Origin of the sequence: Conyzicola sp. (genome assembly GCF_046714715.1) — a bacterium.
Classification (GTDB): Bacteria; Actinomycetota; Actinomycetes; order Actinomycetales; family Microbacteriaceae; genus Conyzicola.
The window spans coordinates 1-10,781 of sequence record NZ_JBKKAD010000173.1 but is presented as its reverse complement, the minus strand read 5'-3'; the positions used below and the strand labels follow the sequence as shown (position 1 = coordinate 10,781).

The following is a 10,781-nucleotide window of genomic DNA, read 5'->3' as shown; positions in this document are numbered from 1 at the left end:
GGCTCCGACCGCAGACGCCGCGAAACAGACACTGGGTACGGCGGGGTTCACCTCCGTCACCGAGAAGTGCGTGAAGCTGGCGCCGACCGACGCGCTGAACGACACGAAGGTCGTATCGAGCAACCCGGCACCGGGAACCGTCGTGCGGCTCACCGATCCGATCACGCTCGGCGTCGGACGCATCGCGTGCTGACCCACCCCGTCGCCAAGACGGCAGCCACCGCGCTCGGCGCGGCGGCCGCCGTCGGCGCGGGTGCCTTCGCGTGGGGCAGCCTCGTAGAGCGCAACCGCTACATGGTGCGCCACGAGGTGCTGCCGATTCTCGAGCCCGGAGCCCGGTCGCTGACCGTGCTGCATCTCGCCGACCTGCACCTCGCGCCGTGGCAGCAGGCGAAGCAGGAGTGGGTGCGCTCCCTCGCCGACTTCGAGCCCGACCTCGTGATCAATACCGGCGACAACCTCGGCCACGAAGACGCCTACGAGGCGCTCGAATACACCCTCGCGCCGTTCGCTTCCACGGCCGGCGTTTTCGTGAACGGATCGAACGACTACGTCGGCCCGAGCTTCAAGAACCCCGTGGGCTACCTCACGGGGCCGAGCAAACACAAGAAGGCCTCCGTGGTGCTCGACACCCCGCGCATGGAACGCTACTTCGACGAGGAGCTCGGCTGGCTGAGCCTCAACAACACGGCCCGCGCCATGACGATCAAGGGCTCGCGGCTCGAATTCTTCGGCGTCAACGACGCCCACCGCGGGTGGGACAAGCTCGGCACCCTCCCCGGCGTGATCGAGGACATGCGCGAGAACGTCGAATGGCCGGCCGGTCCGGGCGGCCAGGAGTCGGTCTCGATCGGCGTCACGCACGCCCCGTACCAGCGCGTGCTCAACTCGTTCGTCAACAACGGCGCCAACGTCATCTTCGCCGGGCACACCCACGGCGGGCAGGTTCGCCTGCCCGGACTGCCCCCTCTGGTGACGAATTGCGACATTCCTCGCGACCAGGCCCAGGGGCTCAGCGTCTGGCACAATGCGCGTCGTGCCGCCTATCTCAACGTATCCGCGGGCATCGGAACGTCGATCTACGCGCCGTTCCGGTTCGCCTGCCGGCCCGAAGCGGTCGTAGTGACATTAACCGCGTCAGATTTCAGCTATTCTTGATAGGTTCACGTCGCTAGCGACGGGAAAGATCGGGGTGTGGCGCAGCTTGGTAGCGCGCTTCGTTCGGGACGAAGAGGTCGTGGGTTCGAATCCCGCTACCCCGACACAAACACAGAACGCCCTCCTTCACGGGAGGGCGTTCTGTGTTTAATGTCGCGGCTTGTGCGGGTGGTGCTTCCCACACAGCGGGCGGATGACGCGGCTCAGGCGAAGTCGGGGTCGGGCTCGGTCCCGTACGCGGCCTCGACCCGCTGGCGGCGACCGTTGTTGAGAACGCCGTCGCTCTCTTCGAGGTAGCACTTTCCGCAGAGCGACTGGTACGAGACATCCTGAACCAGGTCGATGGCGACCTGCTCGCCATCGAAGATGAAGCGGCCGTCGACGGTGCGGGCATTGAACACGGCTTTGCGTCCGCAGCGGCAGATCGTCTTGAGCTCCTCGATCGAGTGCGCGATCTCGAGCAACCGGCGGCTGCCGGGGAAGGCCACGGTCTGGAAGTCGGTACGGATGCCGTAGGCCAGCACCGGCACGCCCTCGATGATCGCGATGCGCAGCAGGTCGTCGACCTGGGTCTCCGAGAAGAACTGGGCTTCGTCGACGAGAAGGCAGCTGACGTCTTTTCCGGACTGTGCGAGCACGCGGGCCCGCTCGCGCGCGAAGGCGACGTAGATGTCTTCGTCGGGGCCGACGGTGAAGTCGACGGCACGGGTGACGCCGAGTCGCGAGACGATCGCGTTGTCGCCCTTGGTGTCGATGCGGGGCTTGGCGAGCAGAACCTGCTGGTCGCGCTCCTCGTAGTTGAAGGCGGCCTGCAGCAGCGCCGTGCTCTTGCCGCTGTTCATCGCACCGTAGCGAAAGTAGAGTTTCGACATTTAGAGCAGGTATCCATCTTCTGCGGCGCGTCGGATGAGCTCCGCCTTCTTGCTCGCCGGGCGGTTTGCCTTGGCGTACTTCTCGCGGACCCGGCGCAGGTAGGTCTTCGCCGTCTCGTACTGCACGTTCATCTTGCTCGCCACCTCGACGGTGCTGTAACCGGAGACATAGAGGCGGAACGCCTCGATCTCGCCCGCGCTGAGCTTGGGGCGCGACTGGCTCGTGGCCCCCACCGGGAGCGGGCGCCAGTCGCGCTGCACGACGGTGTTGGGGCGCACGCCCATGATGGCCCGGGCGGCGTCCATCACCTCGCGCATCGGCAGCGTCTTGGAGAGGAACCCGGCGGCGCCCGCGGCGAGCGCGCGGTCGCGCGACTCGCGGCTGTCGAGGCTCGTGAGCACGATCACCTTGGCCCCGGCGGCACGACAGGTGCGCACCCTGGCCTCGATCGACACGGGTTCTTTGAGCTGGAAGTCGAGGAAGACCAGGTCGGTGGGGAAGTTGTCGCTGTGCACGAGCTCAAGCCACGTGCTCGCGCTCAACACGAGGTCGAAGTCGGGGGCGTTGGCGTAGATCCAGCTGCTCAGGCTGTCGAGCAAGACCTCGTGGTCGTCGAGAATCGCCAGCCGCACGCGTGTCGGATCGGGCACGTTGCCCGCGCCCGAGGGGCCGCCGGCCTGCCTACCCTCAACGCTGCTCATATGAAAACCTTAGTGTCAGCTCGGGGTGCTCGTGCTCGACCTGCAGGTCGCCGAACATCACGCGCACCACGGCGAGGAACGGCGCGAGCGGGCCCTTCAGCACGTTCAGTTCGGAATCCAGGCGGGCCCGCAGCACCACGTCGCAGCGTTTGTCAGCGCCGGTGATCGCGATCTCGGCCCCCGCGTCGCCGAGCGTCTGCTCGTCGTGCAGGGCCACGATGAACGCTCGCAGCGCCGTGCGCTCGTCGGTGGACATGTGCTCGGCGAGGCGCTGTTCGTCTTTCACAGCGGCTCCCGCGGCCGCTGACGCCGACCGCGTGCGCTGCCCCGCCTGATCGATCACGCTCTCCAGCCAGGTTCTGTCGACGTCGGCCACCATCAGGGCGCGCACCTCGTTCGAGATGGCCCGCGCACGCTGCCGGGTGTCGTCGTCGATGACCGCGCCCTCGAGGAGCGCGGCGAAGAACGGTACGACCTCCTGGTTGAGCACGGTCACGCTGTCGCGCTGCACCGATCGCGCGATCGAGTCGCCGCGCACGCCCGACATCGCGGTGGTCACGCGGTTGGCGCGATCCTGCCAGCGGTCGAGGCTGCGCACGAGCACGTCGACGAACGCCGCCGCCCCGAGCGACATGGCCAGGATCGGCGTCGCCGCGACAACCACGAAGACGCCCACCGGCGCGTCGACCACGAAGGAATCGGGGCGCACGAGCGCCACGAACGCCGCCACGAACGCCGAGAACACCCCGGAGAGCGCGAGTTCCCTCGCGGGCCGGTACGGGGCGAGGGCCACGATGAACAGCCCCACGGCGGGGCCGCCCCAGTTGTCGCGCACGTACGGGTCGGTGCCCCACATCGAGAGGTCGCTCGCCACCATCGCTGCCAGCGCCGAGCCGACCACGAGCACGTGCGCGCGCGCGGTGAGCGGCGCCCGTAGCGGGCTCGACCGCAGAACGAGGGCGAGGCTCGCTACCGCCACGAACAGCAGCGCGACGATGGCGAAGCCCGCGCTGACGATGCTCTCGCGGTTGATCCAGGTCATGCCGCCCGCGTAGACCGGCAGCAGCAGTCCGGCGAGATAGCTCGTGGGACGTCCAACCAGCGCGGCCAGCGGATCCCGCTGCTGAACGGCACGCTCCGCACTCACGAGGCAGACTCCGGCCGCTCGGCGGCGGGTAGGCGCAGGAGAATGGATGTACCGGTGCCCGGTGTCGACCAGACCTGCACTGTGCCGTCCACCGTTTCGATCCGGCGTCGCACCGACTGGCGCAGCCCCAACCGGTCGAGGCTGGTCTCCCGTTCGGAGAAGCCTTTGCCGGCGTCGATGATCATGACCGAGACCTCGGACTCCGAGCCGTAGATCACGACCTCGGCACGGTCGGTGCCCGCGTGCTTGATGACGTTGACGAGGCACTGCTTGACGGCCAGCCCGACCGCCAGCTGCCGTTGCGCGTCGAGCCGCTGGATCGCGCTCGGGTCGCCGCTCAGCACGACCTCGAGTCCCAGGTCGCGCGCCTCGTCGATCGACCGGTACAGCCGGCTGGCGTACCAGCCCGAACGGCTGTCGCCGCGCTGGCCGGCGCCCTCGGCCGGCGCGAGCAGCCACTCTTCGCCCGCGAGGAGCTGCAGGTCGCGTTCGATGCGTCCGCGCAGGCTGGTGCGCAGGGCACCGTCGGCAGACACGGCCACGGCGGCGAGGTGGTTGAGGATGGTGTCGTGCAGCATGGCCGCGGCGCGCACCTCGATGCGATGGCGGATGTCGGAGAGCTGTTCGTCGCGTGCGGCACGCTGCAGGCTCGGCTGGGCCAGGTGCACGCGCTTCCGGCCGAGGCCGACCACCGTGAACATGAGCGCCACGACGACGACTACCCCAAGCGCCGTCAGGTCGGGAACGATCGTCGCTCCGGTCTGCAGCGCGGCGAGGATCGTCGCCGTCTCCCCCAGCACGTAGCCCGCCACGCACCAGGTGGCGGCCTTGAACACGCCGATACCCGCCCCTCCCACCACGGTGAGGGCGATCTTCGCGAGCGTGAACACGAAGTTGTCCGTGGCGATCGCGTCGGGAAACTGCGCCGTTCCGGCGTATACCAGCGAGAACACCGCGACGGTGCCCACCACGAGGTAGAGCACCGAGAAGACCACCGAGCGGTAGCGCTCGAGCAGCCAGAGCGCCACGACGAAGACCAGCAGAGCTGCCATCGCGGGCCAGAGCGTCGCCTCGGGCCATCTGCTCTGCAGAGCGATGACGATGAGGAGGGCGGCCACGAGAACGACGAACGAGATCACGTGAGCGGCGCGCGCGAACGCGCGGCTCTCGCTATGGGGTGCGAGATGACCCGGTAGCCCGAGAGACATCTCAGCTTCCCCCCTGTGTTCGGCGGTGGTGGTCACGACGCTAATGCGTTTAATGACTCACGTCGCACCCCAGTTCGGGCGGTCTCGGAGGTTCGCGGGGGTCGCTAGCGCGGAATCCGCAGCGTCTGCGCCGTTCTCGTCATGATCGCGTCGGCGAGAGCCGGGTCATCCGAAAGCTTCTTTCCGAAGCTGGGCACCATGGCGGTGAGTTTCGGCGTCCACGCCTCGATGCGGTCGGGGAAGCACGTCTCGATGAGCCCGAGCATGATGGGCGCGGCCGTCGATGCTCCGGGCGATGCTCCGAGCAGACCGGCGATGCTGCCGTCCGCCGCGGCGACGACCTCGGTGCCGAACTGCAGCACGCCGCCCTTCTTCGCGTCCTTCTTGATCACCTGCACGCGCTGGCCCGCCGTGATGCGGTACCAGTCTTTCTGCTCGCCCTTCGGGAAGAACTGCTGCAGCTCGGCGAACTTCGTTTCCTTCTTCGCGGCCAGCTGGCCGATCAAGTACTTCACCAGACTGAGGTTGCCGGTGCCGGCGGCGATCATCGGCACCAGGTTGTGCGGGCGGATCGACTTGAACAGGTCGAAAACCGAACCCGACTTGAGGAACTTGGGGCTGAACCCCGCATACGGCCCGAACATCAGGCTGGTGTTGCCGTCGATCACCCGGGCGTCGAGGTGGGGTACCGACATCGGCGGGGCGCCGACCGCGGCCATTCCGTAGACCTTGGCCTGGTGCTTGGCCACGAGCTCGGGGTTGTCGGTGCGCAGGAACTCGCCGCTGACCGGGAACCCGCCGTAGCCGCGGATCTCGGGGATGCCGCTCTTCTGCAGCAGGTTGAGGGCGTTGCCGCCCGCGCCGACGAAGACGAACCGCGCGTAGATGTCGAACGGCGCGAGGCCGATCTCACGCCGGCAGCTGATGCGCCAGAGCCCGTCTTTCTGACGCTTGATGTTGGTGACGCGGGCGTCGTACGTGATCTGGGCGCCGTTGTCCTCCATGTACTTCATGAGGCTGCCCGCGAGGGCGCCGAAGTTGACGTCGGTGCCCGCGGCGATGCGGGTGGCGGCGATCGGCTGCGACTTGGCCCGGCCGGGGATGAGTACCGGGGCCCAGCCGCGGATGACACTCGCGTCTTCGCTGTACTCGAGGCCCTCGAACAGCGGGTGGTCTTTCAGAGCGTCGAACCGCTTGCGCAGGTACTCGACGTTGCCCTCGCCCCAGACGAAGCTCATGTGCGGGGTCGGGTTGATGAAGCTCGACGGCTCCGGCAGGTCGCCGTTCTCCACGAGGTGCGACCAGAACTGGCGCGACACCTGGAACTGCTCGTTGACCTTCACCGCGCCCGAGATCTCGATCGAGCCGTCGGGCTTCTGCGGCGTGTAATTCAGCTCGCAGAGGGCGGAATGGCCGGTGCCGGCGTTGTTCCACGGGTTCGAGCTCTCCTCGGCGGCGTCGCCGAGCTTCTCGAGAACCTGGATCGACCAGTCGGGCTGAAGTTGCTTGAGCATCGTGCCGAGCGTGGCACTCATGATGCCGCCGCCAATGAGGGCGACATCGACGGGGGAATCTGGAGAACTCACCCGCCCAGCTTACGGGCAGGGCCGCCCGCGCCCACAGGACCGCGACGCGCCTTGTGGGCGACCAACGAATATGCCTCGATCGGGCATGGTTCACTGTTCGATGTGAACAACCCACGCAGGTACTGGCTCGCTCTCGTGCTCATCGGGCTGGTCGGCGGCGTGCTCTCCGGGGCGTTCGGCATCGGCGGCGGCATCATCATGGTGCCGCTCCTGGTGGCGGTCGCGGGCATGGACCAGCGCGCGGCCGCGGCGACCTCGCTGGTCGCGATCATCCCCGCCGCGCTCGTCGGGTCGATCACCTACCTGGCGAACGGCCAGATCGACCTCGCCGCCGCCGGGCTCGTGGCGGTGGGCGCCGTGACCGGAACGCTCGTCGGAACGCGGCTGCTGCGCCGCATCTCGCTCGTCTGGCTGCGGTGGCTGTTCATCGCGCTCGTCGTGGCTGTGGCCGCCCGCATGCTGCTCGTCGCGCCCGAACGGGGCGAGAGCGTCGAACTCACCGTCTGGGTGGCGCTCGGCTACATCGCGCTCGGGCTGGTGATGGGCGTGGCATCCGGACTCTTCGGCATCGGAGGCGGGGTGATCGCGGTTCCCGCCCTCGTCGCGGTGTTCGGCGCGAGCGACCTCGTGGCCAAGGGCACGTCGCTGCTCGTGATGCTGCCGACCGCGATCGTCGGCACCGCGTCGAACGCTCGGGCCCGGATCGTCGACGTGCGGGCGGGCCTCGCGGTCGGCATCGCCGCGACGATCGGGTCGATACCCGGCGTCGCCCTCGCGCTCGTGATGCCGGCGCGGCTGTCGGGCATCCTGTTCGCGGTGCTGCTGCTCATCGCGGCGGCACAGCTGACGATCGCCGCGTTGCGGTCTAGAGGCCCAGCTTCGTGAGTTCGGTCTCCATGCGTTCGGCCATAGCGGCGTAGCCCTCGTCGTTCGGGTGCAGCCCGTCTGCGGCCATCCACTCGGGGTGGCCCTCGATCCAGCGGGAGGCGCCCGGGATGTAGTCGGCGCCGATCGAGCGGGCCGCGTCCTCGACCCAGCCGCCGATCACGTCGACAGAGGTCGGTCGGTCGTCGGTGTACCAGAACGGTTCGACGACGATGAAACGGGCGTCGGGCAGCGCTTTTTTCAGACGGTCGAGGTCGGCCGTGATCTGGGCCCGGATGTCGGTGGCTTGGAAGTCGTAGGCGAAGTTGTCGTTAAGACCCATGGTCACGAACACGATCTCTGGGTTCGACTCGATGACCTGTTCGGGCAGGTCGTTGCTGCCCTCGCCGGAATCGGCACGGTTGGCCACGAAGCCCAGCCCGTTGACACTGGGGTTGAACTCGTTCCAGTTGCGTTCGCGGCTGACGATCGTCGACCAGCGCTTGTCCGGGCTCGACGCTCCCGTGCCGAGCGTGTACGAGTCGCCGTAGAACGCGACCCGCGTGCCGGTGCCGGTGGCCGTGTCATCCGACGGCTTGGAGGTGAGGGCCACGGCGACTCCGATCGCTAGAACGAGGCAGAGCACGGCCGCGATGACGAGTCTCGCGCGGGTGCCCATGCCGTCTATTCGACACCCTGGGGCGACGGGTTTGGTCGGCCGCGCGGGTGTGTGCGCGGTTTCGGGTCAACTGCACATCGGCGCGCACACGCAGGTGACCCGAAATGGCGCAGACGCGGGCGGCGGCCTACGCCGAGACGAGCTTCGCGGCGACCAGCTCGGCGATCTGCACGGCGTTGAGCGCCGCGCCCTTGCGCAGGTTGTCGTTGCTGATGAACATCGCGAGGCCGCGGCCGCCGGGTACGCCCTCGTCCTGGCGGATGCGGCCGACGAACGACGGGTCCTGTCCGGCTGCCTCGAGCGGGGTGGGCACGTCGGTGAGAACTACTCCCGGTGCATCCGCCAGCAACTCTTTCGCGCGCTCGACCGACAGAGCCGAACCGAACTCGGCGTTGATCGCGAGCGAGTGTCCGCTGAAGACAGGCACGCGCACGCAGATGCCGCTCACGAGCAGCTCGGGCAGGCCGAGGATCTTGCGGCTCTCGTTGCGCAGCTTCTTCTCTTCGTCGGTCTCGAACAGGCCGTCGTCGACGAAGTTGCCCGCCTGCGGGATGACGTCGAAGGCGATGGTCTTCGGGAAGGTCTTGGCTTCGCCGAAATCGATGGATGACCCGTCGTGCACGAGCGATCGCGGATCCTGTTCGATCGCCGCCTTCGTCTGCTCGTAGAGCTCTTCGCCGCCGACCAGCCCGGCACCGGACACGGCCTGGTAGGTCGACACGATGAGGCGCTCGAGCCCGGCCTCGTCATGCAGCACCTTGAGTACGGGCATGGCCGCCATCGTGGTGCAGTTCGGGTTGGCGACGATGCCCTTGCGTGCGTCGGCGAGCGCCTCGGGGTTGACCTCGCTGACGACCAGCGGCACGTCGGGGTCCATGCGGAAGCCGGACGAGTTGTCGATCACGAGCACGCCCGCGGCGGCGAACCGGGGGGCCTGCGCCTTCGATGTGGTGGCGCCGGCGGAGAAGATGGCGATGTCGAGCCCGGCGGGATCGGCGGTCGAGGCGTCCTCGACGACGATGTCCTCGCCGCGGAACGGCAGGGTCGTGCCGGCACTACGGGCCGACGCGAAGTAGCGGATCTCGGCGACCGGGAAGTCGCGTTCTTCGAGGAGCCTGCGCACGACGGCGCCGACCTGGCCGGTGGCGCCCACGACGCCGATTCGTACTCCGTGGTTGTCGCTCATGCTGTTCCGCTCGTCGCTCGGGGCCCGCAGTCGGGGCTCGCAGTGTTGCCCAATTGTACGGGCTGCCGCAGTGTGGCGGCGGGGTTTAGCGGCCGGTGCCGCCGTGCACGACGGCCTCGGTGTCGCCGTCGAGTCCGAAGGCGCTGTGCACGACGCGCATGGCCTCGTTCACGGTGTCGGCGCGAGTGACGACCGAGATGCGGATCTCGCTGGTGGAGATCATCTCGATGTTGATACCGGCGTCGAAGAGCGCGGTGAACAGCTTCGCGGTGACCCCGGCGTTGGTGCGCATGCCGGCGCCGACGACCGCCAGTTTGCCGATCTGGTCGTCGTGCTGCAGGGAGTCGAACCCGACATCTGGCTGCTCTGCGGTGAGCGCGGTGATGACCGTTGCCGCATCCGACTTGGGCAGTGTGAACGAGATGTCGGTGCGTCCGCTCGCGGTCGAGACGTTCTGCACGATCATGTCGATGTTCGCGTTCGTCTTGGCGACGATCGTGAAGATCTGGGCGGCCTTGCCCGGGATGTCGGGAACACCGACCACCGTGATCTTCGCTTCGCTCAGGTCGGCGGCGACGCCGATGATGATTGGCTCTTCCACGATCTCTCCATCCTTCGGGTTGGTCACGAGAGTGCCCTCGTTGTTGTTGAACGACGAGCGCACGCGCAGAACCACCCCGTGTCGCCGGGCGTACTCCACGGCCCTGATATACAAAACTTTTGCCCCGGATGCCGCGAGCTCGAGCATCTCCTCGCTGGAGATGATGTCGATCTTCTTAGCGGCCGGCACGACCCGGGGGTCGGCCGTGAAGATACCGTCGACGTCGGTGTAGATCTCGCAGACCTCGGCGCCGCGGGCGGCGGCGAGGGCGACCGCGGTGGTGTCCGAGCCGCCTCGGCCGAGCGTGGTGATGTCGCCGGTGCCGCGGTTGAAGCCCTGGAAGCCCGCGACGATGGCGACGTAGCCGGCGTCGAGGGCATCGCGCACGCGCTTGGGCGTGACGTCGACGATGCGCGCCGACCCGTGCTGGGCGTCGGTGATCATGCCGGCCTGGCTGCCCGTGTACGAGCGTGCCTCGATGCCGAGACTCTTGATCGCCATGGCGAGCAGCGCCATCGAGATGCGTTCGCCCGCCGTGAGCAGCATGTCGAGCTCGCGGCCCGACGGCACGGGCACGACCTTCTCGGCGAGGTCGAGCAGTTCGTCGGTGGTGTCGCCCATGGCGCTCACAACGACGACGACCTCGTGGCCGGCCTTGCGGGTCTCGACGATGCGCTTGGCGACTCGTTTGAGGCCCTCAGCATCGGCAACGGAGGATCCGCCGTACTTCTGTACGATCAGGCTCACGTGGTTCTCCTGCGGTTCAAAGGTGCGGCCG

11 protein-coding genes and 1 tRNA gene are annotated in these 10,781 nt (G+C 67.9%); 4 read left to right on the top strand and 8 right to left on the bottom strand.

Features of this window, described 5'->3' with window-relative positions:
* From ACLQ6X_RS13875 to ACLQ6X_RS13865, 3 genes are all read left to right on the top strand, one after another.
* Positions 1–193, top strand: a 193-nt coding sequence (locus ACLQ6X_RS13875) for a hypothetical protein (RefSeq protein ID WP_411700742.1), incomplete at its 5' end; no start/stop codon positions are given.
* On the top strand, positions 187–1,158 hold the full coding sequence (locus tag ACLQ6X_RS13870; RefSeq protein ID WP_411700741.1) for a metallophosphoesterase: 972 nt from the start codon (positions 187–189) through the stop codon (positions 1,156–1,158). The genes ACLQ6X_RS13875 and ACLQ6X_RS13870, both read left to right, overlap by 7 nt.
* Before the next feature lie 30 nt (positions 1,159–1,188).
* Positions 1,189–1,262 (top strand) — tRNA-Pro (locus ACLQ6X_RS13865).
* 99 nt (positions 1,263–1,361) lie between these two features.
* On the opposite strand, the gene ACLQ6X_RS13860 is transcribed toward ACLQ6X_RS13865, so the two are convergent.
* The 5 genes from ACLQ6X_RS13860 to ACLQ6X_RS13840 all read right to left on the bottom strand — a co-directional run bounded on the left by ACLQ6X_RS13860 (position 1,362) and on the right by ACLQ6X_RS13840 (position 6,622).
* Complete coding sequence (locus ACLQ6X_RS13860; RefSeq protein WP_411700740.1) at positions 1,362–2,030, bottom strand: thymidine kinase; 669 nt, start codon at positions 2,028–2,030, stop codon at positions 1,362–1,364.
* Complete coding sequence (locus tag ACLQ6X_RS13855) at positions 2,031–2,732, bottom strand: response regulator transcription factor (protein ID WP_411700739.1); 702 nt, start codon at positions 2,730–2,732, stop codon at positions 2,031–2,033.
* Positions 2,719–3,879, bottom strand: a complete 1,161-nt coding sequence (locus ACLQ6X_RS13850) for a hypothetical protein (protein ID WP_411700738.1) — start codon at positions 3,877–3,879, stop codon at positions 2,719–2,721. The genes ACLQ6X_RS13855 and ACLQ6X_RS13850 overlap by 14 nt, the downstream gene beginning before the upstream one ends.
* Positions 3,876–5,087, bottom strand: coding sequence for a sensor histidine kinase (locus ACLQ6X_RS13845; RefSeq protein WP_411700737.1), 1,212 nt, complete (start codon positions 5,085–5,087; stop codon positions 3,876–3,878). The genes ACLQ6X_RS13850 and ACLQ6X_RS13845 overlap by 4 nt, the downstream gene beginning before the upstream one ends.
* 104 nt (positions 5,088–5,191) lie before the next feature.
* Positions 5,192–6,622, bottom strand: a complete 1,431-nt coding sequence (locus tag ACLQ6X_RS13840; protein WP_411700744.1) for a malate:quinone oxidoreductase — start codon at positions 6,620–6,622, stop codon at positions 5,192–5,194.
* 153 nt (positions 6,623–6,775) lie between these two features.
* Here ACLQ6X_RS13840 and ACLQ6X_RS13835 point away from each other — a divergent pair, with 153 nt between their 5' ends.
* The gene (locus tag ACLQ6X_RS13835) at positions 6,776–7,558 is read left to right on the top strand and encodes a sulfite exporter TauE/SafE family protein (protein ID WP_411700736.1); all 783 of its coding nucleotides are present in this window, start codon (positions 6,776–6,778) and stop codon (positions 7,556–7,558) included.
* Here ACLQ6X_RS13835 and ACLQ6X_RS13830 read toward each other — a convergent pair.
* The 3 genes from ACLQ6X_RS13830 to ACLQ6X_RS13820 all read right to left on the bottom strand — a co-directional run bounded on the left by ACLQ6X_RS13830 (position 7,539) and on the right by ACLQ6X_RS13820 (position 10,750).
* Complete coding sequence (locus ACLQ6X_RS13830) at positions 7,539–8,216, bottom strand: SGNH/GDSL hydrolase family protein (RefSeq protein WP_411700735.1); 678 nt, start codon at positions 8,214–8,216, stop codon at positions 7,539–7,541. The two genes, ACLQ6X_RS13835 and ACLQ6X_RS13830, sit on opposite strands and share 20 nt — an antisense overlap.
* Positions 8,217–8,343: 127 nt before the next feature.
* On the bottom strand, positions 8,344–9,402 hold the full coding sequence (locus tag ACLQ6X_RS13825) for an aspartate-semialdehyde dehydrogenase (protein ID WP_411700734.1): 1,059 nt from the start codon (positions 9,400–9,402) through the stop codon (positions 8,344–8,346).
* 85 nt (positions 9,403–9,487) lie between these two features.
* Positions 9,488–10,750, bottom strand: a complete 1,263-nt coding sequence (locus tag ACLQ6X_RS13820; protein WP_411700743.1) for an aspartate kinase — start codon at positions 10,748–10,750, stop codon at positions 9,488–9,490.
* Positions 10,751–10,781 lie beyond the last annotated feature (31 nt).

Excerpts from the sequence above, each read along its gene's own strand:
- ACLQ6X_RS13860 (WP_411700740.1), bottom strand. The coding sequence starts at position 2,030 with ATGTCGAAACTCTACTTTCGCTACGGTGCGATGAACAGCGGCAAGAGC.
- ACLQ6X_RS13855 (WP_411700739.1), bottom strand. The coding sequence starts at position 2,732 with ATGAGCAGCGTTGAGGGTAGGCAGGCCGGCGGCCCCTCGGGCGCGGGC.
- ACLQ6X_RS13845 (WP_411700737.1), bottom strand. The coding sequence starts at position 5,087 with ATGTCTCTCGGGCTACCGGGTCATCTCGCACCCCATAGCGAGAGCCGC.
- ACLQ6X_RS13840 (WP_411700744.1), bottom strand. The coding sequence starts at position 6,622 with ATGAGTGCCACGCTCGGCACGATGCTCAAGCAACTTCAGCCCGACTGG.
- ACLQ6X_RS13830 (WP_411700735.1), bottom strand. The coding sequence starts at position 8,216 with ATGGGCACCCGCGCGAGACTCGTCATCGCGGCCGTGCTCTGCCTCGTT.
- ACLQ6X_RS13825 (WP_411700734.1), bottom strand. The coding sequence starts at position 9,402 with ATGAGCGACAACCACGGAGTACGAATCGGCGTCGTGGGCGCCACCGGC.